The following is a 21,704-nucleotide window of genomic DNA, read 5'->3' as shown; positions in this document are numbered from 1 at the left end:
AGTCTCGGCCGGGGCGCCGCCACGGGCCGTCCCGCTCAGTCCAGCTTGCCCGCCAGCGCCTTGAAGTCGGCCCACGACGACGCGGGCTTGCGCGGGTCCCACAGCTTCTGTGTCAGCGCCCGCAGCGGCATCCGGATGCCCGCCGCCACCTGGGCCTGGGTCTGGGAGTTCGAGAGGTCGCACCAGACGGCGAAGGACGCGCCGAGGATCTGGTCGTCGTACTCCTTGGACACCGGGCTCGTGCCGCGTACGACGAGGGGCGTCCACTGCTCGTAGATGCGCTGCCCGGTCGGGTAGACGAAGGTGTTGGGCTGGCCGAGGACGTAGTACAGGTACTCGTCGTTGTAGTTGAGCAGCTCGCGGCCGGACCGCAGGTACTCCGTCGGCTGCCGCGCGCCGATCTCCTTGCCGGTCCAGTACGCGACCTTCAGGTCCTTGTCGGCCTGGACGGTGCCCCCGGCGAAGATCCCGTCGTTCCAGGCGCGCACGGTCCGGTCGTGGCCGCGCATGGTGTCGGCCCGGTCGTTGAGCCACCCGGTCGCCAGGTCGGCGATCCCGGCGCCGGATCCGTACGCCTTCGTCGCGGCGGTGGCCAGCTGCGGGTACGAGGCCGCCGGGTTCGCCACCGTCAGCGCCTGGTACTCGTCGGCGCCGAGGTGCCAGTACGGCCCGGGGAACAGGTCGGCGTACTCGTTCAGCAGTTCGTCGACGATCTTCGCGGCGGCGGGCTTCGAGATGTCGAGCGCGCCCTTGGAGGCGACACCCGCGGTGTTGCGGAGCTGGAGGTCCGGATGGGCGGCGATCACCGCGCCGAGGTGTCCCGGTGAGTCGATCTCGGGCACGACGGCTATGTGGCGGCTCTTCGCGAGGGCGAGGATGCGGCGCACCTCGGCCTTGGTCAGGTGTTCCTTCGAGACGATCTCGGGGTGCGAGTCGGAGGCTATCCGGAAGCCCTGGTCGTCGGAGAAGTGCAGCCCGAGCTGGTTGTACTTCAGATCGCCCAGCTCACGGATGCGGTCCTCGATCCAGGCGGCGGTGAAATGCTTGCGCGCGATGTCCAGCATGAACCCGCGCTGCGGTTTGGCCGGCGAGTCGCGTACGACCCCCTCGGGCGCCGTGGCGTTCCCGTGGACCTCCTGCTTGAGCGTGCGGGTGCCGTAGAAGACGCCCGCCTCCTCCGTACCGCTGATCCGCACCCGCCCGTCGGCCACCCGCAGCGTGTACGACTCGGCGTTCGCGTCCTCGTCCGTGAGGTTCAGCCCGACGTCCCCGGCGCGCGCCTCGCCCCGGCCCGCGTAGGACAGCCCCAGCTCCTCGGCCAGCAGCCGTCCCTCGTCGGCGAGCGCGTCGTCGCCCACGACCACCCGGCCGCCCTTCGCGGGCCGCCAGCCGGGTCCGCGGGCGGGGGTGTGCTCGCGGACCGCCGGAATCGTCCGGGGCGTCCGTGACATCGGATACGTCCGATCGGGTGACGGGGTCGGGGAGTCCGCCGGTGCCAGGGCGCTTCTCTCGCCGGAGGGCCGCCCGGTCGAGGGCCCGCCCGAATCGCCGCTCGGCCAGAGCCCGACGGTCAGCGCGGCGCCCGCCACGACCACCACGACACCCGCGCCGACCAGCAGGGGCTTCTTGTGGACCGATGCCGGCCCTTTGCGCCTACGCCCGCTCACCACAGACCACTCACTCTCCCGATCACTCCCCCGCGTCCGTCCCCGTACGCTGTACCTCCGCTGTGAACCTAAGCCCCGGCGCCCGGTGCCGCCGTCCACCATCTGTCCTGAAACTCTCCCTTACGGGTGAAGTTCGGGCATCTCTCGGACAGCTACCGCCAAGCCTCGATAGCGTGAAACCACACCTCTCACTTCATTCCCTTGTCTCTCATGTAGCTCCTCCTGATCCCCTGCCGAATCCCGCGTGGCGCGCCTCCCCGCGCCGCCGAACCGCCGAGGAACCCACGCTGCCCGCGCACCGTCCTTCCCGTCTCCCCGGCCAGGCCGTCGCCACACCGGAGCCGCCCGGACACCGCCCCACCGGCCTGGCCCGGTTCAACGCCATGCCCGCGGACGAGGCCGAGCGCGCGCTCCTGGCCTGCTGCGGCAGCTCCCACTGGGCCCGCCGGGTCGCCGCGCACCGCCCCTATCCCGACCTGGACGCCCTGCTGGCCGCGTCCGACGAGGCGGCGTACGACCTGACGTCGGCCGATGTCTCCGAGGCCCTGGCCTGCGAATCCCTCACGCTCCTCCCGGACGGCGCGTACTCCGCCGCGCACATGGCCCTGAGCGCCGCCCACGCCGCGTACGAGAGCCGTTTCGGCCATGTCTTCGTCATCTGCCTGGACGACACGCCCCAGGAGGAGTCCCCCGACCTGGTCCTGACCGAAATCAGCTCCCGCCTGGCCAACGACCCGGACAAAGAACTGACACTCGCGGCAGAAGAACTACGCCGCCTGACCAGAGGCCGCCTGACGAGATCCCTGGGAGCCGCCCCAAGGGGCGCGGGGAACGGCGCAGTCGTTTAGCGTTTCAGGGGCGCGGGAAACGGCGCAGTCTTTCGCCTTCAGGGGCGCGGGGAACTGCGCAATCCCTGAGGCCGGCCACGACGCACCCGCACCGGACCCCACCCGCAATAGCCCATACGTACCCCTTTGCCTGCCAGTTCGATCACATCGGTAGGCCCGCCGTAAACGTTCCGACAACACGTCGCTACGATGGCCAGGGCCGGTGGACCGTACCCGGCCGGGCCAGGTCGACATCGAAGCCGGCAGGCCCCAATCCCCGCTCCCGGAGGGTTCTTCCGTGCCGGCTGGAACGCTGTACCGCGGCCGGGAAGGAATGTGGTCCTGGGTGGCTCATCGAGTCACCGGCGTCCTCATCTTCTTCTTCCTGTTCGTACACGTGCTGGACACCGCTCTTGTCCGTGTCTCTCCCCAGGACTACGACAAGGTCGTAGCCACCTACAAGACGCCGATCGTCGCGCTGCTGGAGTACGGCCTCGTCGCCGCCATCCTCTTCCACGCGCTCAACGGCCTGCGGGTGATCGCCGTCGACTTCTGGTCGAAGGGCCCGCGCTACCAGAAGCAGATGCTCTGGACCGTTGTCGGCATCTGGGTCGTGCTGATGATCGGGGCCCTGTACCCCGTCCTCGGCCACGCCGCTCGTGAAGTCTTCGGGAGCTGACGCGCAAGATGTCGAACAACACAGGCACCACCGAGAAGACCGCGCCCGGCATCGGCCCCGTCGAGGGCGCGTCCCTCTACGACGTCGACAACCCGGCGCCCCTCATCGAAGCCCCGCGCAAGCGGACCAGGAAGACCCCGAAGTCCACCCGCGGCAACTTCGAGATGTACGGCTGGCTGTTCATGCGGCTGTCCGGCGTCGTCCTGGTCGTCCTGGTCCTCGGCCACCTGCTCATCCAGCTCGTCCTCGACGGCGGGGTCTCCAAGATCGGTTTCGCCTTCGTGGCGGGCCGCTGGGCCTCCCCGTTCTGGCAGGTCTGGGATCTGTTGATGCTGTGGCTGGCGATGCTGCACGGCGCCAACGGCCTGCGTACGGTCATCAACGACTACGCGGAGCGCGCGGACACCCGGCTGTGGCTCAAGGGCCTGCTCTACACCGCCACGGTGTTCACCATCCTGCTGGGCACGCTGGTGATCTTCACCTTCGACCCGAACATCCGCTAGGCACGGGGCTGCGAGAATCATGAAGATCCACAAGTACGACACCGTCATCGTCGGCGCCGGCGGCGCCGGAATGCGCGCGGCCATCGAGTCGACGAAGCGCAGCCGGACCGCCGTGCTGACGAAGCTCTACCCCACCCGCTCCCACACGGGCGCCGCGCAGGGCGGTATGGCCGCCGCGCTGGCGAACGTGGAGGAGGACAACTGGGAGTGGCACACCTTCGACACGATCAAGGGCGGCGACTACCTGGTCGACCAGGACGCCGCCGAGATCCTGGCGAAGGAGGCCATCGACGCGGTCCTCGACCTGGAGAAGATGGGCCTGCCGTTCAACCGGACCCCGGACGGCACCATCGACCAGCGCCGGTTCGGCGGGCACTCCCGCAACCACGGCGAGGCCCCGGTCCGCCGGTCCTGCTACGCGGCGGACCGCACCGGCCACATGATCCTCCAGACGCTCTACCAGAACTGCGTCAAGGAGGGTGTGGAGTTCTTCAACGAGTTCTACGTCCTCGACCAGCTGCTCGTGGAGGTCGACGGCGTCAAGAAGTCGGCCGGCGTCGTCGCCTACGAACTGGCGACCGGTGAGATCCACGTCTTCCAGGCGAAGGCCGTGATCTACGCGTCCGGCGGCACCGGCAAGTTCTTCAAGGTGACGTCGAACGCGCACACGCTGACCGGTGACGGCCAGGCCGCGGTCTACCGCCGTGGCCTGCCGCTGGAGGACATGGAGTTCTTCCAGTTCCACCCGACCGGCATCTGGCGCATGGGCATCCTGCTGACGGAGGGCGCCCGCGGTGAGGGCGGCATCCTCCGCAACAAGGACGGCGAGCGCTTCATGGAGAAGTACGCGCCGGTCATGAAGGACCTCGCGTCCCGTGACGTCGTGTCCCGCTCCATCTACACGGAGATCCGTGAGGGCCGCGGCTGCGGTCCCGAGGGCGACCACGTCTACCTCGACCTCACGCACCTGCCGCCGGAGCAGCTGGACGCCAAGCTCCCGGACATCACGGAGTTCGCGCGTACGTACCTCGGCATCGAGCCGTACACGGACCCGATCCCGATCCAGCCCACCGCGCACTACGCCATGGGCGGCATCCCGACGAACGTCGAGGGTGAGGTCCTGTCGGACAACACCACGGTCGTCCCGGGCCTGTACGCGGCCGGTGAGGTCGCGTGCGTCTCCGTGCACGGCGCGAACCGGCTGGGCACGAACTCGCTGCTCGACATCAACGTGTTCGGGAAGCGCGCGGGCATCGCGGCGGCGGAGTACTCGGCCACGGCCGCGCACGTCGAGCTGCCCGAGGACCCGGCCTCGCTGGTCGTCGGCCAGATCGAGCGGCTGCGGGCGGCCACGGGCAACGAGCGCGTGGCGGACATCCGCCGTGAGCTGCAGGAGTGCATGGACGCCAACGTCATGGTGTTCCGCACCGAGCAGACGATCAAGACGGCCGTCGAGAAGATCGCCGAGCTGCGCGAGCGCTACCTGAACGTGTCCGTCCAGGACAAGGGCAAGCGGTTCAACACCGACCTCCTCGAAGCCGTCGAGCTGGGCAACCTGCTCGACCTCGCCGAGGTCATGGCCGTGTCCGCGCTCGCCCGCAAGGAGTCCCGCGGCGGTCACTACCGCGAGGACTACCCCAACCGCGACGACGTCAACTTCATGCGCCACACCATGGCGTACCGCGAGGTCGGCGACGACGGCACCGAGTCGATCCGTCTCGACTACAAGCCGGTCGTGCAGACCCGCTACCAGCCGATGGAGCGTAAGTACTGATGGCAACCCCGACCCTGGACAAGGCCGACGCGGCCGGCACGGCCGAGCCCGGCTTCGCCGACTCCCCGTACATCACGGCCACGTTCCGCATCCGCCGCTTCAACCCCGAGAACTCGGCGGAAGCGGTCTGGGAAGACTTCCAGCTGGAGATCGACCCCAAGGAGCGTGTCCTCGACGCGCTGCACAAGATCAAGTGGGACCTGGACGGCACCCTGACGTTCCGCCGGTCCTGCGCGCACGGCATCTGCGGCTCGGACGCCATGCGGATCAACGGCAAGAACCGTCTCGCCTGCAAGACCCTGATCAAGGACATCAACCCGGCCAAGCCCATCACGGTCGAGCCCATCAAGGGCCTCACCGTGCTGAAGGACCTGGTCGTGGACATGGAGCCCTTCTTCCAGGCGTACCGCGACGTGATGCCGTTCCTCGTCACGAAGGAGACGAACGAGCCGACGCGCGAGCGTCTGCAGACGGCGGAGGACCGGGAGCGCTTCGACGACACGACGAAGTGCATCCTGTGCGCCGCGTGCACGTCCTCGTGCCCGGTGTTCTGGAACGACGGCCAGTACTTCGGCCCGGCGGCCATCGTGAACGCCCACCGCTTCATCTTCGACTCGCGTGACGACGCCGGAGAGCAGCGCCTGGAGATCCTCAACGACAAGGACGGCGTGTGGCGTTGCCGCACGACGTTCAACTGCACGGACGCCTGCCCGCGCGGTATCGAGGTCACGAAGGCGATCCAGGAAGTGAAGCGGGCGCTGATCACGCGCCGCTTCTGATCCTCCGGTACTCCGGTACCACCGCACGTACGCACACAAGAGGGGCCCCACTCCCGCCGGAGTGGGGCCCCTCTTGCCGTGCACCTGGCGACATCAGCCACGCAGTACGCGGCCCTGCTTGTCGGTGCGGTCGTTGCTGGTGAGGAACAGGATGCCGTCGATCAGCGCCCAGAAGCCCAGGCCACCGCAGGTGAGGAGCTGGGCGACACCGACGCCGACGGAGCCGACGTAGAAGCGGCCGATGCCGAGCGTGCCCAGGAAGATCTGGAGGATGCCCGCGACGATCTTCGACTTGTCCGAGTAGGGACGGCCCTGCGGGTCGACGCCGTACGGGGTGGCAGGGGGGACGGTCATGAGACGTGCTCCTGGATGACTGGATGAATCCGAATGCTTCATCTGAATGGCTTAGACAGACACCGGAGCGGGGGCGGCCCGCTCCGGGACATCACCAGGAGGGACCTCCGACGGAGAAAGAAGCCCGTCCGAGATCGCATAGCGGCATGGCCGCGTACACGTCATCCCCCCTGTGCCGTGTGAGCGTACGGAGAAGGGAGGGGCGGTTGGGAGGGTAAACAGTCTATTGTTCCCATCCCGTGATCAAGTTATACCTAAATCAGTTCCAAATATTGCGAACCACGGTCCACGCCACGGCCAGCGACAGGATCAACACCTGTACGCGGGGGCTGAGTTCGGGCCGCCAGCGACGCCCGCGCAGCCCCTCCACGATCCAGCGCGCCAACAGCGCGAGGGCGAACGGCGAGGCGAGCAGCAGCGCCCGGTTGTCGAGCCAGGCCGCACCGAACTGACCGTGCATCAGGTCGTACGTCATCCGGGTGCCGCCGCAGGCCGGGCAGAGCAGCCCGGTGACGAACCGGAACGGGCACGCGGGCAGCACGTGGCCGGGCTCGTGCGGGTCGGTGCCGTACAGATAGCCCGCGCCGACGGCCCCGGCGACGAGCACCGCGAGGGGTGCGGTCGCCGGGCGCCGCAGCAGTTCCGCGCGCACGGGGCCCGTCTCAGCCACGCAGGGGGCGGCCCTGGGCGTCCGTGGCGTTGTGCCCGGTCAGCAGCATGATGCCGTCGATGAGGGCCCAGATGCCGAGCCCACCGCAGGTGAAGAGCTGGGCGAGCCCGATCCCCACGCTGCCGATGTAGAACCGCCCGACACCGAGGCTCCCCAGGCAGAGCTGGAGGACACCGGCGACGATCTTCGACTTGTCGGAGTACGGGCGCCCGTAGGGGTCGTACCCGTACGGGGCGTTGGGGTCACCGGTGAAGGTACCGGGAGGGTACGCGCCGGCCGGGGCGTAACCGCCGGGGGGCGGATACCCCGGCCCCTGCTGATACCCGGACTGCGGAGGCCCGTACGGCTGCCCCGGCTGGCTGCCGCTCGCGTACGGGTTGCCGTCGCTGGGCGGGACGGAGCCCGGGTTCGGATAGCCGTAACCGGGAGGCGTCTCCCCGGAGTTCGGATAGCCGTAGCCGGGCGGCTGGTTCGGGGGCTGCTGCGGCTGAGACGGCTGCTCGCTCACGGTGACTGCTCCTGGGGACGGGGATGACGTATGAAAAGAATCAGGTCAGGACATCTTGCCGGAGAGGACGGCGGATAGAGAAGCCGGTTCGGCCGTGGTGTTGTGCACGGATGCGGCAAGTGTCACGAAGCGGGGCTCGGCCGAGCCTACGCACCGGGGGCGCGCCACTCGGCCCAGACCTCCTTGCCGCCGCCGTTGCGCCGCCCGTTGATCACGAGGTAGTGGCCCCACTCGTCGGCGCACGCCTGTGTCAGCCAGAGCCCGCGCCCGCTCTCGTCCTCGGGCCCCGCAACCGCCCCCGGCGGACGCGGTGGAGGATACGGGCTGCTGTCCCACACGCTGAGCCGCAACCGGCCGCCGGTGCGCATGAGACGCACGGCGACGGAGTCCCGCGTGCAGGAGAGGGAGTTGGTGACCAGCTCCGACGCGACGAGTTGGGCGTTGTCGAGGACGCCGGAGTCCACCTGGTACCGGGTGAGCACGGCCCGCACGTGGGCGCGGACGATGCCCGGCCCCAGGGGCGAGTGGGGGATGCGGAGCGCGTACTCCCAGTCGCCGTCGAGCGGCGAGTGGGCAGGGTGATGCAGGGCGAGTTCGGTCATGGCCGTAACTCCTCTGTGCGATACAGGGGTTGATGGATGCAGTCAGATGACGCGGGCGGTGGCTCTGTCGCTGGTGCGGTGCGCTTCCGATACTCCTGCGCCACTTTGAGTGACTGACCGCACACTGAAAGTAGAGCACTCGACTGCAATACTGCTACCGAACACGGCAACTTATTGGAGTGAAGCCGCAATGCCACCAAGGCCTACGGCCACCGTCAGGCAACAGCGCCTAGGCGCTGAACTGCGCAAACTCCGTGAGCGCGCGGGCCTCAACTCCCGCGAGGCGGGGCAGAAACTGGGTATCGATCCGGCTCGAATCAGCAACATCGAGTCCGGACGGTTCGGCGTCAGCGCGGATCGCGTTCGAGCATTCGCCCACGGGTACGAATGCTGCGATGAGCCCTACATCGACGCGCTCGCGGCCATGACGGCTGGACGCTCCCGCAACTGGTGGGACGACTACCGGGATCTCCTCCCGCCGGTCCTGCTGGACCTGTCGGAAATGGAGGAGCACGCGAAGGCGCTGCGTACGGTTCAGTTCACGCATCTGCCCGGGCTTCTCCAGACCGCGGACTACGCCCGCCTGGTCTTCCAGCAGAATGTGCCCAGCCTGCCGCCCCCGAAGATCGAGCACCGTCTGTCCCACCGCATCAAGCGCCAGGGAATTCTCTACAGCGGCACCCCGACGCAGTACGCCGGGATCATCCACGAGGCGGCTCTGCGGATGCGGTTCGGGGGCCCCGGCATCATGCGCGACCAGTTGGCGCACATTGCGCAGATGAGCGAACGCGAGAACGTGACGGTCCTCGTGCTCCCTTTCTCGGCCGGCATCTTCCCCGGCGCAGGCCAGACCGTGGTCATCGCCGACGGTCCGCACGCACAACTGGACACCGTGCAGCTGGACACGGAACACGGCTCCGAATTCCTGCACGCAGAAGCCCAGCTGGAGAAGTACCGAACAATCATGGGCCGCATGGAGCAGCTCTCACTCACCGCCGCAGAATCGCGCGACTTCATCCACGGACTGATCGCAGATCTACGAAAGGACCCGTCATGACCGAACTCCGCTGGCAGAAGTCCTCATTCAGCAGCGAGGCCAGCAACTGCCTGGAACTCGCCACCACCCCCGACGGCCAACTCCGCCTCCGCGAGTCCGACGATCCGGCCACCACGCTCTCCGTCCCCCCGGCGGGCCTCCGCTCGCTGTTGGCCGCCGTTCGTCAGGAGATAACCGGGCGCCCCTGCCGGTGAAGGCGTTCGCGCGCTCGTCGCGGTATCCGCACGTCAGGGGCCCAAAAAGGCTTTACGTGGTGGCCGTGGAGTGATCAGCTGTGGCGTCGCGAACGGAGCGGCCTCTGGGGAGGGGTCGGGGAGAGGGAGACGTCACGTGAGTACCAGCGTCGGGACCGCCGGGCAGACCGGAGAGACAACGCAGCCGTGTCCGCAGTGCGGGGCCGAGATCCGGGCGGACGCGCGGTTCACCACCTGGTGTGCCGGGTGCGACTGGAACGTGGATCCGGAGCGGCCCGGCGAGGAGCCGGGGCGGCTGGAGAGACGGCGGCGAAGACTCGCCCGCCGTCACGGCGAGCGCCTGGCCACCGAGGTGGCCGCCGGAGAGACGCTGCGCCCGCGCCGCGACGCCGCCGGCCTCGCGGCCTACCTGATCGCGCTCGCGGTGCACGGCGTCACCGTGGCCCTGGCCGTCGGCGCGGTGTGATTCCTCGTCACCGGATGGGGCGGCGCCGGGATGGTCCTCGGCCTGGTTCTCGCGGTGCTCACCTGGACGTTGCGGCCGCGCTTCTCCGAACTGCCCGACGACCAGCCCCTGCTGACCCGCACCGACGCGCCCGCGCTCTTCGCACTGATCGACGAGGTCGCCGTCGTCGCGGGCACCCGTGGGGTGGACACGGTCGCCGTCAGCGCCGAGCTGAACGCGAGCGTGACGACGTACGGGATACGCGGTCGCCGGCTGCTGACCATCGGCGTGCCGCTCTGGGAGATCCTCACCCCGCAGGAGCGGATCGCCCTGCTCGGCCATGAACTCGGCCACTACAGCAACGGGGACACCCGGCAGGGCCTGATCATCGGCAACGCGCTCCGCTCCCTCAGCACTTGGCGCTACTACGTCGGCCCCACGCCGAACCCGACGATCGTGGAGGCCTTCGTCAACCTGGTCTTCGTTCTGCCCCGCGCCCTGATCCAGGGGCTGTTGATGCTGCTGGACCGGCTGACCCTGCGGGCGACACAGCGTGCCGAGTACCTCGCCGACTCGACGGCCGCGCGCGCCGGGTCCACCGACGCGGCCGCGTCGATCATGAACCGTTTCCTCGTCCTCGACTCGGCCGAGACCATGCTGCGGCGCGAGGCCAACGCCCAGCAGGTCGGCCGGCGCGGCCCGGCGGGCCGGGAGCCCTGGCTGGGCCTGTGGGAACGCCTGGGCGCGCACATGGACTCCGTTCCGGCGAGCGAGTACGAACGCCAGCGCCGCGCGGCGGTCCTGCGAGGCCACAGCGTCGACACGACCCACCCCCCGACGCACCTGCGCCACCAGTGCCTCCTCGCCGTCCCGCCCCTCCCGGCGACCGTCACGACGGACGACGGCACGGAATCCCGAATCACCGCCGAACTGGCCACCCCGGCCCGGACGGTGGCCCAGCGCATCGTGAAGGAGGGGCTCGGTCACTGACCAGGGGGCGGCCTCCGGTGGTCAGCCGCGTGCCGCGTCCCCGGAAGTGCCCCGGCGTCGGCCTACCGCGTTGAGGTCGATCTCGATGTCGAAGGGTGCCGTGGTCTTGAGGCGGTCGTGGAAGATGCCGGTAAGCCCGTAGGACTTTGTGGCGGGGTCGAGTTCGTACACGTAGACGACGGGAAAATCCTTCTCCTGGTCCTTCTCGACCCGCCAGAAGTGCGGCACCCCGGCTTCCGCGTACTTGCGGGGCTTGACCTCGCGGTCCCGCTCCCGGGAATCGGGAGACACGACCTCGACCGCCAGGAGGACGTCCTGCGGTCGATACCAGGTCTGGTCCGTCCCGGTCACCGCTGATGCCTCGAAGACCAGGATGTCCGGCTCCAGCCGGTTCTTCGAATCAAGCTTGATCGTCATCTCTCGGTCGACGTCAAGGTGATCCGGCGCCTGATCCAGAAGGGCGTTGTCCAACAGACGCATCGTGCGTGAGTGGAAACGAGTCTGCGGACTCACGAAAACCAGGCTCCCGTCGATCAACTCCGTATGCGGCGGGAGGCCCGGAATCCGGTCGAGATCGTCCGCGGTCCAACCCTCCGGGGGCGGGATCGGCCAGCGGTACTCAGGCTCGTCGTCGAGCCCGTTCTCGAATGCGGCGCTCATCATTGCTCCCATGGGACGGAGTCTCGCCTGTGGGTTCAGCGTACCCAGGGGCAATATCGCCGTGCTCAGCCGAACGAGTGACCGGGGCGCCACACGGGTGACCGCCCCGCCCTCCCCCCGTCGCCTCCCCCGCCCCTCACCCCCGGAGACCTAATCTGACGACATGTCAGACGAAGAGTCGTACGAACTGCTCGGATTCGACAACGTCCTCCTCCCCGTCGGCAGTCTCGACGAGGCCGTGGACTTCTACCGGCGGGCCGGGTTCACGGTCGGGTTCCGGCTCGACGAGGCCGGGATCGCCGTGCTGAAGGTCGGCAAGGAGACGCCCGGCGTGCTGCTGCGGCTGGAGGACGAGCTGGGGCACCGGCCGCCCTCCTGGGCCTCGCCCCGGATCTGGCTGGAAGTGCGGGACGCCAGAGGCATGGCCGACACCCTCGCCGCCGCCGGTGTGCAGCCCCTCGACGCACCCCTCTCCGTCGCCACCGGCTGGACCGTCGAGGTCGCCGACCCCTGGGGCAACGTCATCGGGTTCACCGACTACACCAAGCGGCCGGAGCTGGCCCGCACCGGATGAGCCCCCCGCCCCCGCACGTCTGAGCCGCACGTCACACCCGTACCGCCGACGCTCTACTTGAACGTGTTCAAAAACAGGTCTACATTCTCTCTCGAAAGACTTTTGAACACGTTCAAGAAGGGGCGGGGACATGGACCTCACGGTCGTTGCGTATGTCATATATCTACTGATCAGCGTCGCGCTGACGGTCTGGGTGGCACGGACGCTCAGCCACAACGGGCGGATCTTCCTGGCCGATGTACTCCAGGGGAACGAAAAACTCGCGGACGCCGTCAACCACCTCCTGGTGGTCGGCTTCTACCTGGTGAACCTCGGCTTCGTGGCGCTCTATCTCAACCAGGACGACGAGATCGCCGACGCCCGCGGGGTCTTCGAGGCCCTGTCGACGAAGCTCGGCGTGGTGCTCCTGGTGCTCGGCGCCATGCACCTGGGGAACGTGTACGTGCTCAACAAGATCCGCCGCCGGGGCGTCATGGAGCGCGAGCAGCAGCCGCCCGTGCCGCCGCAGGGCTGGGTCGCGCCGACGGCCAGGGCGTGACCCCGGTGGCGACCGCCGCAGGCCCGGACCGGGACGCCGTACGCGTCCCGGTCCGCGGGCTCACCGTCCTGTACGACGCCCGGTGCTCGCTCTGTGCCTTCCTGCGCGACTGGCTCGTACGGCAGCGGCAGTTGGTGCCCCTGGAGCTGGTGGCCGCCGGATCGGCGGAGGCCACGCGCCGCTACCCCGGGCTCGACCACGCCGCGACGCTCGACGAGATCACCGTGATCGGGGACGCGGGCCAGATCTACCGGGGCACCGCCGCCTGGGTCGTCACCCTGTGGGCGCTCGCCGACCACCGCCCGATGGCCCACCGGCTCAGCACCCCGGCCGGGGCCCGGCTGGCCCGGGGCGCGGTGCTCGCCGCGGCCAGGTGGCGCGAGGGACAGCGGGCCCGCCGGGAGGGGTACTGGGACGGGCGGAACGGACAGTGGGGCGGGCGTACGTACGTCGCGGCCGACGGCTGGACGTACGACCAGACCGTGGGCTGGGTCCACGAGCCACCCGCCTGCGACAGCGGCACCTGTCCGCCTCGTTAGGCTCTGTCCCGTGCCAGCAGCGAACGACAGTGCCCCCAGCCCGGACGGTCCCGCGGTGCCCGAAGGCCACGCCGTGCCCGAGGGCGCCGCGGTGCCCGAAGGCCCCGGCGCCCCGCGAACGCCCGCCAAGAGCGAGCAGACCCGGGCCCTGATCCTGGAGACGGCCATGCGCCTGTTCCAGGAACGGGGTTACGAGAAGACGACGATGCGGGCCATCGCCAAGGAGGCCGGGGTCTCCGTAGGCAACGCGTACTACTACTTCGCAGGCAAGGAGCACCTGATCCAGGGCTTCTACGACCGCATGGCCGTGGAGCACCGCGCGGCGGTCCGTGAGGTCCTGGACCACGAGCGGGACCTGGAGAAACGGATCGCCGGGGTCCTGAAGGCGTGGCTGGACGTGGCGACGCCCTACCACGAGTTCGCCGTGCAGTTCTTCAAGAACGCCGCCGACCCGGACAGCCCGCTCAGCCCGTTCTCGCCCGAGTCGGAGCACGCGCGCGTGGAGGCCATCGGCGTCTGCAGCGAGGTGCTGAGCGGTTCGAAGGCGAAGATCCCGGAGGAGCTGCGGGAGGTGCTGCCCGAACTGCTGTGGCTCTCCCAGATGGGCCTGGTCCTGTACTGGATCTTCGACCGTACGGAGGGGCGCGAGCGCAGTTACCGGCTCGCCGAACGCGGCGCCCGCCTCACCTCGCTCGGCGTCTCGCTGGCCCGCTTCCGTGTGCTGCGGCCCCTGGTCCGTGAGGTGCACGAGCTGTTCACGGACTTCCTGCCGGGGATGACGAACGCGCTGCCCGATCCCGCCAAAGCCGCCAGGAAGTCCACGAAACAGTCCTCGGAATAGCGCCTCGCGCGGTCAGTTCACCGCGTCCACCTCGTCCTCCGCCAGCTCCACGTCGTACACCAGCGGTTCCGCGCCGACCGTTACATGGCGGGCCCGCGAGGGGTGCTCCCGGGCCGTCACTGCCAGCAGGTACGCGCCCGCGGACGGGACCGAGACGATGTACGAGCCGTCGGCCAGCGAGGTCACCCGGTCGAGCTGACGGCCGCCCTTCGAGAGCAGGGTCAGCGCGGCACCCTCGACGGGCGCGCCGTCCGGGGTGCGGACGAAGCCGTGGATCACGGTGGAACCGCCGCCGCCGGTGCCTGTGCCGGTACCAGTGCCGGTGCCGGTGCCGGTCCCGGCGTCGGCCACGCGCGCGTGGGGCTCGGCGACGGTCTCCTCGCGGGGCTCCACCGCCAGGTGCGGCAGCCGCTTCTCCAGGCCCGCGGGCAGCCACCAGTTGGAGTTGCCCAGGAGGTGCATCGCGGCCGGCACCAGGGCCGTACGCAGGATGAACGCGTCGAGCGCGACCGCCGCCGCGAGCCCGATGCCCGCCATCGCGCCCTCCATGTCACCGCTGAGCACGAACGCGGAGAACACACAGATCATGATCAGGGCCGCGCAGTTGATGACCCGGCTGGTCTCGGCGAGGCCGACCCGGACCGCGCGCGCGTTGTCCTTGGTGTGCACCCACTCCTCGTGCATACGGCTCACCAGGAACACCTGGTAGTCCATCGAGAGCCCGAAGAGCAGCGACAGCATGATGACCGGCAGGAAGGCGGTGATCGGCCCCTCCTTACCGATGCCGAGGAGTTCCGTGCCCCAGCCCCACTGGAAGATCGCGACGAGCACTCCGAAGGAGGCGGCTGCCGCGATGAGGTTCATCAGGGCCGCCGTCAGCGGCACCACCAGGGAGCGGAAGGCCACCATCAGCAGCAGGAAGCCGAGCGAGATGATCGCCGCGACGAAGTAGGGCAGCCGCTCCCCCGTGACGGCCGCGAAGTCCTTGAAGACGGCGGTCACACCGCCCACATGGGCCTGGGCCCCGGACTCCGGGATCACGTCGTCGCGCAGCCGGTCGATCAGCTGGTCCGTCTTCTCGGACTGCGGTGACGTGGTGGGCACCACCTGGATGACCGTGATGCCCTGCGCGGGCGGCGCGGCGGCCACCTGCGCGACGCCGTCGGTCGAGCGGATGGTGGAGACGAGCGCGTCGGCGTCCCCGCCGTCCACGACCACCTGGAGAGGGCCGTTGAAGCCGGGCCCGAACCCTTCGGCGAGCAGGTCGTACGCCTGCCGGGTGGTCGTGGAGTCCTGGTGGTTGCCCTGGTCGGTGGCGCCGAGCCGGATCGACAGGACGGGCAGCGCCAGGACCATCATCACGAGGAACGCCCCGGCGGCGATCGACCTCGGCCGCTTCTGTACGAAGGCGGACCAGCGGGCGGCGAGTCCGCTCGCCTCCTCCGACTCCGGTCCCTCGGCGGCGAGCCTGCGGCGCTGCTTGCGGCTGAGCACGCGCATACCGAGCAGTCCCAGGAGCGCGGGCAGCAGGGTGGTCGCGGCGAGCACGCTCAGCACGACCGTCAGCGAGGTGGCGACGACGACACCGTCCAGGAAGCGCATGTTCATCACCAGCATCCCGGCGAGCGCGATGCACACCGTGCCGCCGGCGAACAGGACCGCGCGGCCCGAGGTGTTGAGGGCCGTGACGGCGGACTCCTCGGGCTTCATGCCGCGCAGGATGCCCCGGCGGTGCCGCGTCACGATGAACAGGGCGTAGTCGATGCCGACGCCCAGGCCGATCAGCGAGCCGAGCAGCGGCGCCACTTCGGGCACGTCGGTGACATGGCTGAGCAGTGAGGTCGCCATCAGGCCGGTGCCGAGGGCCGCGATCGCGACGACGAGCGGCAGCAGCATCGCGAAGAGCGAGCCGAAGGCGAGGAAAAGGACGACCGCCGCGGCCAGGATGCCGACCATCTCGGCGATGCCGGTGGGCGGTTCCTGGGTGCGGGTGATCGCCTGGCCGCCCAGCTCCACCCGGAGCCCGGCGCGTTCGGCGTCCTGCGCCGTGTCGACGACGTCCTCCACGAGCGCCTTCGGCACACCGTTGGCCTGCTCGGTGAAGGTGATCTGGGCGTACGCGATCCGCCCGTTCCCGCTGATCTGCGTGGCCCCCTGGGCGGCGTACGGGCTGCTGACCTCGCCGACGCCCTTCATGCGCCCGATCTCCTCCAGGGCGGGCTCGATCCGGGAGCGTACGGACGCGTCCCGTACCGTCCCGTCGTCGACCTTCCACACCACCGTGTCCGTGTCGCCGGACCGCTCCGGGAAGGCCTTCTCCATCAGGTCGTACGCGCGCGTGGAGTCCGTGTTCGGAAGAGTGAAGGTGTCCGCGTAGTTCGTGCCCGCGGCGGAGCCCGCGAAGCCCAGCCCCAACAGCGCCCCCACCCACAGAATCAGGACCACCAGCCGGTGCCGATAGCACCACCGTGCCAATGTCGTCACGCCTCAACGCCCCTTAGTCGCTCGATTGTTCATCGGGTCGATCGGTTGGTCCCCCAGGTCCTGGGCCACAGCATCGGGCGCGGCGCGGGCCGCGGGACATGACCTGGCCATGACTCACAAGGAACTCCAAAGGGCGAGTCGGCCCCGTTGTCAGTGGTCGCGCCGATACTGGGAGGCATGACCGCTCACGAGGGGGCGACCGTGCTGGTCGTCGAGGACGAGCCGAGCATCGCGGACGTGCTGACCATCGCCCTGCGCTACCACCGCTTCGAGGTGATGACGGCCGGGACCGTCCGCCAGGCGCTGACGCTGGCCGAGCGCACGCGCCCGGACGCGGCGCTCCTCGACGTGATGCTCCCGGACGGCGACGGCCGGGCGCTGGGCCGCGAACTGCGCGTGAAGCAGCCCGACCTGGCGCTGGTCTTCCTCACCGCGCGGGACGCGCCCACGGAGATCGTCGGCGCGCTCTCCTTCGGCGACGACTACATCACCAAGCCGTTCAACATCGACGAGGTGATCGCCCGCATCACCGCCGTGCTGCGCCGCACCCGCCCCGCCGACGTCCTGCCCGAGCGCCCGCCGCTGCGCTACGGCGACCTGGAGCTGGACGAGACGACGTACTCGGTGCACCGCGCGGGCCGCACGGTCGAGCTGACCCCCACCGAGTACGCGCTGCTGCGCTTCCTCGTGCGCAACGGCGGCCGGATCGTGCCCAAGGAGCAGCTGCTGCGGCACGTCTGGCAGTACGAGCACCCGGCGGAGTCGACCGTCGTGGAGACGTACATCAGCTATCTGCGGCGCAAGCTCGACGCCCTCGGCGCCCCGGTGATCACGACCCGGCGCGGTGTCGGATACGGGCTCGCATGATCCTCCAGCGCTGCCGCGAGCACGGCATCCACTCCCTGCGCGGCAAGCTGACGGTCGCCAACGTGGGGCTGCTGGCGCTCGGCATCGTCGTGGCGACGGCGGTGAGCCTGATGGGCATGCGGTACTACCTCGTGGACCAGGTCGACTCGGAGCTCCTCAGGATGCGGGACTCCCTGGAGAGTACGCAGCTGACCGCGCGGCAGATCGACTCGCTGAGCGCGCTGGCCTTCGTCCGGGAGGGGCGGGCGCCGGAGACGCTGGGCCCGCCGGACGCGGACTCGCTGTTCGCGGTGGTCGACTCCGGGGGCCGGGCCCTCACGCTCGGCACGTTCGAACCGACCGCGAACCAGCGTGCGCTCGCCTCCGCGGTGGGCGATCCGCGCGCGCTGACCGGCGACGCGGACCCGCGCGACGTGTCGGTGGACGGTTCGCCGTTCCGGGTGATCGGCGCGTCCCTGCCCGACGGGTCCGTGATCCTGGTCGCCGGCTCGACCGACGCGCTGCACAAAGGCATGGCCAAGGCGCTCAAACTCGATCTGTTCTTCGGGGTGCTGCTGCTGGCACTGCTCGCCGTACTGACGATGCTGAGCGTGGGCCGGCGGCTGCGGCCGCTGGAGGACATGGTGGAGACGTCGTCGGCGATCGCCGAGGGGGATCTGGCCCGCCGGGTGCCGTCCAGCCACCACCCGACCCAGGAGGTCGAGCAGTTGCGGCTCGCCCTCAACTCGATGCTCCAGCAGGTCGAGGTGGCGTACCGGACGCGGGAGCGGAGCGCGGCCCAGCTGCGGCGGTTCGTCGCGGACGCCTCCCACGAGCTGCGTACGCCGCTGTCCGCGATACGCGGCTATCTCCAGCTGTACGACAAGGGCATGCTGCGGGAGCCTGCCGAACGCAAACGGGCCTGGGACCGGATGACCGGGGAGGCCGACCGGATGGGACGGCTCGTCGACGAGCTGCTCACCCTGGCGCGCCTCGACCAGCAGCCCGAACTGCGCTTCCGGAACGTCGACCTGAGCCGTCTTGTGCGGGACGCGGCGGAGGATCTGCGGGCCCAGCAGCCGGGCCGGCCGGTGTCGGTGAGCGCCGAAGGGGCTCTCCTCGTACGGGCCGACGAGTCGGGCCTGCGGCAGGTGCTGGGCAACCTCGTGGCGAACGTACGCACGCACACGCCCGCGGATGTCGCGGTCGCCCTCGATCTGGAGCGGGTCGACGGGGTGGTGCGGGTGCGGGTCGCCGACGAGGGGCCGGGGCTCGCGGAGGAGGACGCCGCCCGCATCTTCGACCGGTTCTTCCGGGCGGGCGGGGGTGCGGGGAGCGGGCTGGGGATGGCGATCGTGCAGGGGGTTGCGGCGGCGCACGGGGGTGAGGTGACGGTCCGCACGTCCCCGGGCTCGGGCCTGACGGTGACGCTGACGCTGCCGTCGGGGCTGTGCGAGATGTCTTCCTGACGGGAGGAGGACCGGGTGGTTGCCAGGGTGCGGGCCGGTGGGGGCTGGCCGCGCAGTTCCCCGCGCCCCTTACGGGGCTGGGCCCGCTGCTATCCGACCTGCGGGCCGGTGGGGGCTTGTCGCGCCGTTCCCCGCGCCCCTCAAAAGCGGGGCTGCGCCCCGGCTTTTGCCGCGCGAGAGGCGCAGCCGTCAGGGCCGCGGGCACGGCCGACGCCCGTCAGGGGTGCGGGAAACTGCGCCCCCCGAGCCCCTTCAGGGGCGCGGGGAACGGCGCGACAAGCCCCCACGGCCCCGCAGAGTCATACCCGACGGTCACCCCTTCCAGGGGCGCGAGGAACGGCGCGAGCAACCCCCACCGACCCGCAGACGAAGAACGGCGGACCCAGCCCCGTAAGGGGCGCGGGGAACGGCGCGAACAGCCCCCACCGACCCGCAGACGAAGAACGGCGGACCCAGCCCCGAAAGGGGCGCGGGGAACTGCGCGAACAGCCCCCACCGGCCCGCAGACAAAAACGGCGGGCCCAGGCCCGGAAGGGGCGCGGCGCGGTCGGCCCCAGCGGGCCGCACGTCACCCCGTCCACCCCCGCCCGGAGGGCTCCGGTGTCGGGGCCGGGACCAGCGCCCAGACCGTCTTGCCGTGGCGGCCCCGGCTCCAGACCCCCCACGCCGTGGTGAGGCTCTCGACCAGCCGCAACCCCCGCCCGGACTCCTCCTCGTACTCCCCGACCGACCGCAGCCGCGGCTGCGCGGCGCTCTCGTCGGAGACCTCTATGAGACACGACCCGTCCGCGAGCGTGGTCACCGCGACCTCGAACTCCCGTTCAAGCAACGGCGCATGCCGCACCGCGTTCGTCGCCAGTTCGGACACGAGCAGCACCACGTCCTCGAAGGCCTGCTCCCCCGAACTGTGCCCCCAGTTCGACAGATGATCCCGCACCCGGCGCCGCGCGAGCCCGACGGAAGCCGGGTGTCTGGGCAGCCGGAAGGAGTTGCGTCTCAACACGTTTGCTCCTCACCCCGCGCACGCCTCCGTCACATCATGCTGCGTGACGCGGCCCCGATGCGTCACTCGCGCAATTGCAACCCTGTATGAACGCGACAGGCCCTCGACGGGCCGATCCCGTGGGGGCTACACAACCGGAAGACCGCCCGCCGCCCGACGCGTACCCCGGCCCCTCGCGTCCGCACTGCTCAACCGGCGATTCATCCCCTGACGCCACACGCCGCCGGGCGCCCGCAGGTGACGGTTCACCGGATCATGTGAAGGTTCCCGGCCGTACGGCCACGGCAGGCGCCCCGCCGACTGACCAGAATCAGCTGTTCGACGCGCCGCGTCAGACGGCCCGCATCAGGCCTGCTTGGAGGCCAGCTCCACGACCGTGATGTCCGACGGCGCCCCCACCCGCGTGGGCGGCCCCCACGCACCGGCGCCCCGCGACACGTACAACTGCGTGTCCCCGTACCGCTCCAGACCCGCGAGCGTCGGATTCGCGAGGTCCGCGATGAAGTTGCCGGGCCACAACTGCCCGCCGTGGGTGTGTCCGGAGAGCTGGAGGTCCACCCCGTGGTCCACGGCGTCATGGATCTGTACGGGCTGGTGGGCGAGCAGGACACACGCCCGGGCGCGGTCCCGGTCGCCGAGGGCCTTCGCGAAGTCGGGCCCCTGGCCCTCGTCCTCCCCGGCGATGTCGTTGACGCCGGCGAGGTCGAAGTGGGCCAGTTCGGTGCGGGCGTTCTCCAGCGGGTTCAGCCCCAGTTCACGTACGCGCGCGACCCACTCCTCGGCGCCGGAGAAGTACTCGTGGTTCCCGGTGACGAAGAACGAGCCGTGCCGTGCCCGCAGTTGCGCGAGCGGCGCGGCGGCGGGCCCGAGGTCCTTCACACTGCCGTCGACGAGGTCGCCCACGACCGCGATCAGGTCGGGCTGCGTCGAGTTGATCGTGTCGACGACCTTCTGGGCGAAGCCGCGCCCCAGTACGGGCCCGAGGTGGATGTCGCTGACGACGGCGATCCGGTACCCGTGGGCGGCCCTCGGGAGCTTGGCCAGCGGCACGGTGACCCGCTTGACCTTGGGCCCGCTGAGGACGCCGTACGTCCCGTACCCCACGGTGCCCACGGCGGCGACTGCCGCGGCCCCGCCCACGACCCGGGAGATGAGGAGCCGTCGCGAGGGGCCGACGGACGCGGGCGCGGGTGTGGGTGCCGGTGCCTCCGGGGGCCGCTCGGCCTCCCGGGCCGGTGCCTCCCCGGCCGCGGACGCGCCCGCCGGGACATGCGCGGCCTCGCGCACCTCGGCCGGTTCGACCGCGGACCCGACCGCGGACGCGGCAACCGGCTCGGCCCCGGGCGCCGTACGCCGGTCCAGGACCTTCCGCAGCAGCGGCCGTACGGCCTCGCCGATCAGCAGCGCCAGCAGGAGGTAGATCGACAGCGCCATCCACAGGAAGCCGGGCCAGGCCAGCACCTGCTGCAGCCAGAACGGCGCGCCCGTCCGCTCGGACGTGACCGCGGCGAACATCAGCAGCGGCCCGCCGATGATCACGGCCGTGCCCACCCGCCGGGACACCCCGGGACGGGCCGTCGTGTCCCGCACCAGCCGGCGCCACAGGTACCAGTGCAGCCCCCCGAACACGGCCAGGGCCAGCACCACGACCACGACGAACACGATGACCACGCGACGACTCTCCCGTTATGACGTGATGAC

The 21,704-nt window shown here is 70.2% G+C and carries 24 protein-coding genes; 15 read left to right on the top strand and 9 right to left on the bottom strand.

The window, feature by feature from the left end; genetic code table 11:
- Positions 1-35: 35 nt before the first annotated feature.
- Positions 36-1,667 (bottom strand): beta-N-acetylhexosaminidase, encoded by a 1,632-nt coding sequence (locus ACZ60E_RS37985; protein WP_469446490.1) that lies wholly within the window; start codon positions 1,665-1,667, stop codon positions 36-38.
- Between the two features lie 383 nt (positions 1,668-2,050).
- Between ACZ60E_RS37985 and ACZ60E_RS37980 the strand changes: the two genes are divergently transcribed.
- The 5 genes from ACZ60E_RS37980 (at position 2,051) to ACZ60E_RS37960 (ending at position 6,229) form a co-directional block, all read left to right on the top strand.
- Positions 2,051-2,515, top strand: coding sequence for a 2-oxo-4-hydroxy-4-carboxy-5-ureidoimidazoline decarboxylase (locus tag ACZ60E_RS37980; RefSeq protein ID WP_469446489.1), 465 nt, complete (start codon positions 2,051-2,053; stop codon positions 2,513-2,515).
- A 277-nt stretch (positions 2,516-2,792) separates the two neighbouring features.
- The gene (gene sdhC / locus ACZ60E_RS37975; protein WP_210880708.1) at positions 2,793-3,173 is read left to right on the top strand and encodes a succinate dehydrogenase, cytochrome b556 subunit; all 381 of its coding nucleotides are present in this window, start codon (positions 2,793-2,795) and stop codon (positions 3,171-3,173) included.
- Positions 3,174-3,181: 8 nt separating this feature from the next.
- Entirely contained in the window at positions 3,182-3,676 is a 495-nt protein-coding gene (locus ACZ60E_RS37970; RefSeq protein ID WP_107015771.1) for a succinate dehydrogenase hydrophobic membrane anchor subunit, read from the top strand.
- 19 nt (positions 3,677-3,695) lie between these two features.
- Positions 3,696-5,450: a succinate dehydrogenase flavoprotein subunit gene (gene sdhA, locus ACZ60E_RS37965; RefSeq protein ID WP_469446487.1), complete on the top strand. Its 1,755-nt coding sequence runs from the start codon at positions 3,696-3,698 to the stop codon at positions 5,448-5,450.
- Positions 5,450-6,229 carry a succinate dehydrogenase iron-sulfur subunit gene (locus tag ACZ60E_RS37960; RefSeq protein WP_210880711.1) on the top strand — a complete coding sequence of 260 codons (780 nt, stop codon included), beginning with the start codon at positions 5,450-5,452 and terminating at the stop codon, positions 6,227-6,229. Before sdhA ends, ACZ60E_RS37960 begins: the two co-directional genes overlap by 1 nt.
- A gap of 93 nt (positions 6,230-6,322) precedes the next feature.
- Here ACZ60E_RS37960 and ACZ60E_RS37955 read toward each other — a convergent pair whose 3' ends face one another.
- The 4 genes from ACZ60E_RS37955 to ACZ60E_RS37940 all read right to left on the bottom strand — a co-directional run bounded on the left by ACZ60E_RS37955 (position 6,323) and on the right by ACZ60E_RS37940 (position 8,363).
- The gene (locus ACZ60E_RS37955) at positions 6,323-6,583 is read right to left on the bottom strand and encodes a TM2 domain-containing protein (protein ID WP_210880712.1); all 261 of its coding nucleotides are present in this window, start codon (positions 6,581-6,583) and stop codon (positions 6,323-6,325) included.
- Between the two features lie 259 nt (positions 6,584-6,842).
- Complete coding sequence (locus ACZ60E_RS37950; RefSeq protein ID WP_469446485.1) at positions 6,843-7,253, bottom strand: DUF2752 domain-containing protein; 411 nt, start codon at positions 7,251-7,253, stop codon at positions 6,843-6,845.
- Positions 7,246-7,761, bottom strand: coding sequence for a TM2 domain-containing protein (locus tag ACZ60E_RS37945; protein WP_384800238.1), 516 nt, complete (start codon positions 7,759-7,761; stop codon positions 7,246-7,248). Before ACZ60E_RS37945 ends, ACZ60E_RS37950 begins: the two co-directional genes overlap by 8 nt.
- Before the next feature lie 146 nt (positions 7,762-7,907).
- The gene (locus ACZ60E_RS37940; RefSeq protein WP_469446482.1) at positions 7,908-8,363 is read right to left on the bottom strand and encodes an ATP-binding protein; all 456 of its coding nucleotides are present in this window, start codon (positions 8,361-8,363) and stop codon (positions 7,908-7,910) included.
- A 190-nt stretch (positions 8,364-8,553) separates the two neighbouring features.
- Between ACZ60E_RS37940 and ACZ60E_RS37935 the strand changes: the two genes are divergently transcribed.
- From ACZ60E_RS37935 to ACZ60E_RS37920, 4 genes are all read left to right on the top strand, one after another.
- Entirely contained in the window at positions 8,554-9,420 is an 867-nt protein-coding gene (locus ACZ60E_RS37935) for a helix-turn-helix domain-containing protein (RefSeq protein WP_469446481.1), read from the top strand.
- Positions 9,417-9,614, top strand: coding sequence for a DUF397 domain-containing protein (locus ACZ60E_RS37930; protein ID WP_469446479.1), 198 nt, complete (start codon positions 9,417-9,419; stop codon positions 9,612-9,614). The genes ACZ60E_RS37935 and ACZ60E_RS37930 overlap by 4 nt, the downstream gene beginning before the upstream one ends.
- Positions 9,615-9,750: 136 nt before the next feature.
- Positions 9,751-10,080, top strand: coding sequence for a hypothetical protein (locus ACZ60E_RS37925; RefSeq protein WP_469446477.1), 330 nt, complete (start codon positions 9,751-9,753; stop codon positions 10,078-10,080).
- A 30-nt stretch (positions 10,081-10,110) separates the two neighbouring features.
- The gene (locus ACZ60E_RS37920; RefSeq protein WP_469446475.1) at positions 10,111-11,049 is read left to right on the top strand and encodes a M48 family metallopeptidase; all 939 of its coding nucleotides are present in this window, start codon (positions 10,111-10,113) and stop codon (positions 11,047-11,049) included.
- Between the two features lie 21 nt (positions 11,050-11,070).
- Here ACZ60E_RS37920 and ACZ60E_RS37915 read toward each other — a convergent pair whose 3' ends face one another.
- Entirely contained in the window at positions 11,071-11,709 is a 639-nt protein-coding gene (locus ACZ60E_RS37915; protein ID WP_469446473.1) for a Uma2 family endonuclease, read from the bottom strand.
- 163 nt (positions 11,710-11,872) lie between these two features.
- On the opposite strand from ACZ60E_RS37915, the gene ACZ60E_RS37910 reads away from it, so the two are divergent.
- From ACZ60E_RS37910 to ACZ60E_RS37895, 4 genes are all read left to right on the top strand, one after another.
- On the top strand, positions 11,873-12,283 hold the full coding sequence (locus ACZ60E_RS37910; RefSeq protein ID WP_469446471.1) for a VOC family protein: 411 nt from the start codon (positions 11,873-11,875) through the stop codon (positions 12,281-12,283).
- A gap of 130 nt (positions 12,284-12,413) precedes the next feature.
- Positions 12,414-12,821, top strand: a complete 408-nt coding sequence (locus ACZ60E_RS37905) for a hypothetical protein (protein ID WP_469446469.1) — start codon at positions 12,414-12,416, stop codon at positions 12,819-12,821.
- Positions 12,818-13,360, top strand: coding sequence for a thiol-disulfide oxidoreductase DCC family protein (locus ACZ60E_RS37900; RefSeq protein ID WP_469446467.1), 543 nt, complete (start codon positions 12,818-12,820; stop codon positions 13,358-13,360). The genes ACZ60E_RS37905 and ACZ60E_RS37900 overlap by 4 nt, the downstream gene beginning before the upstream one ends.
- Positions 13,361-13,433: 73 nt before the next feature.
- Complete coding sequence (locus ACZ60E_RS37895) at positions 13,434-14,201, top strand: TetR/AcrR family transcriptional regulator (protein ID WP_469446577.1); 768 nt, start codon at positions 13,434-13,436, stop codon at positions 14,199-14,201.
- Between the two features lie 12 nt (positions 14,202-14,213).
- Here the strand turns inward: ACZ60E_RS37895 and ACZ60E_RS37890 are convergent, their stop codons facing one another.
- Positions 14,214-16,676: an MMPL family transporter gene (locus tag ACZ60E_RS37890; RefSeq protein WP_469446575.1), complete on the bottom strand. Its 2,463-nt coding sequence runs from the start codon at positions 16,674-16,676 to the stop codon at positions 14,214-14,216.
- Between the two features lie 186 nt (positions 16,677-16,862).
- On the opposite strand from ACZ60E_RS37890, the gene ACZ60E_RS37885 reads away from it, so the two are divergent.
- The gene (locus ACZ60E_RS37885) at positions 16,863-17,552 is read left to right on the top strand and encodes a response regulator transcription factor (RefSeq protein WP_384800265.1); all 690 of its coding nucleotides are present in this window, start codon (positions 16,863-16,865) and stop codon (positions 17,550-17,552) included.
- Positions 17,549-19,000, top strand: a complete 1,452-nt coding sequence (locus ACZ60E_RS37880) for a sensor histidine kinase (RefSeq protein ID WP_469446465.1) — start codon at positions 17,549-17,551, stop codon at positions 18,998-19,000. Before ACZ60E_RS37885 ends, ACZ60E_RS37880 begins: the two co-directional genes overlap by 4 nt.
- Before the next feature lie 568 nt (positions 19,001-19,568).
- Here the strand turns inward: ACZ60E_RS37880 and ACZ60E_RS37875 are convergent.
- Together ACZ60E_RS37875 and ACZ60E_RS37870 are read right to left on the bottom strand one after the other, a co-directional pair.
- Entirely contained in the window at positions 19,569-20,003 is a 435-nt protein-coding gene (locus tag ACZ60E_RS37875; protein ID WP_385834252.1) for an ATP-binding protein, read from the bottom strand.
- A 345-nt stretch (positions 20,004-20,348) separates the two neighbouring features.
- Entirely contained in the window at positions 20,349-21,674 is a 1,326-nt protein-coding gene (locus tag ACZ60E_RS37870; RefSeq protein WP_469446464.1) for a metallophosphoesterase, read from the bottom strand.
- Between the last annotated feature and the right edge of the window lie 30 nt (positions 21,675-21,704).

It is taken from the genome of Streptomyces sp. NPDC102514 (assembly GCF_055584525.1).
The sequence above is the reverse complement of the archived record's forward strand: the minus strand, read 5'-3'. Positions and strand labels throughout refer to the sequence as shown.

What these genes read in the sequence shown, in the direction of transcription:
- ACZ60E_RS37980 (WP_469446489.1), top strand. Translation starts at nt 2,051, where the DNA reads ATGCCCGCGGACGAGGCCGAGCGCGCGCTCCTGGCCTGCTGCGGCAGC.
- ACZ60E_RS37970 (WP_107015771.1), top strand. Translation starts at nt 3,182, where the DNA reads ATGTCGAACAACACAGGCACCACCGAGAAGACCGCGCCCGGCATCGGC.
- sdhA (WP_469446487.1), top strand. Translation starts at nt 3,696, where the DNA reads ATGAAGATCCACAAGTACGACACCGTCATCGTCGGCGCCGGCGGCGCC.
- ACZ60E_RS37960 (WP_210880711.1), top strand. Translation starts at nt 5,450, where the DNA reads ATGGCAACCCCGACCCTGGACAAGGCCGACGCGGCCGGCACGGCCGAG.
- ACZ60E_RS37955 (WP_210880712.1), bottom strand. Translation starts at nt 6,583, where the DNA reads ATGACCGTCCCCCCTGCCACCCCGTACGGCGTCGACCCGCAGGGCCGT.
- ACZ60E_RS37940 (WP_469446482.1), bottom strand. Translation starts at nt 8,363, where the DNA reads ATGACCGAACTCGCCCTGCATCACCCTGCCCACTCGCCGCTCGACGGC.
- ACZ60E_RS37935 (WP_469446481.1), top strand. Translation starts at nt 8,554, where the DNA reads ATGCCACCAAGGCCTACGGCCACCGTCAGGCAACAGCGCCTAGGCGCT.
- ACZ60E_RS37930 (WP_469446479.1), top strand. Translation starts at nt 9,417, where the DNA reads ATGACCGAACTCCGCTGGCAGAAGTCCTCATTCAGCAGCGAGGCCAGC.
- ACZ60E_RS37920 (WP_469446475.1), top strand. Translation starts at nt 10,111, where the DNA reads ATGGTCCTCGGCCTGGTTCTCGCGGTGCTCACCTGGACGTTGCGGCCG.
- ACZ60E_RS37915 (WP_469446473.1), bottom strand. Translation starts at nt 11,709, where the DNA reads ATGAGCGCCGCATTCGAGAACGGGCTCGACGACGAGCCTGAGTACCGC.
- ACZ60E_RS37910 (WP_469446471.1), top strand. Translation starts at nt 11,873, where the DNA reads ATGTCAGACGAAGAGTCGTACGAACTGCTCGGATTCGACAACGTCCTC.
- ACZ60E_RS37905 (WP_469446469.1), top strand. Translation starts at nt 12,414, where the DNA reads ATGGACCTCACGGTCGTTGCGTATGTCATATATCTACTGATCAGCGTC.
- ACZ60E_RS37885 (WP_384800265.1), top strand. Translation starts at nt 16,863, where the DNA reads ATGACCGCTCACGAGGGGGCGACCGTGCTGGTCGTCGAGGACGAGCCG.
- ACZ60E_RS37880 (WP_469446465.1), top strand. Translation starts at nt 17,549, where the DNA reads ATGATCCTCCAGCGCTGCCGCGAGCACGGCATCCACTCCCTGCGCGGC.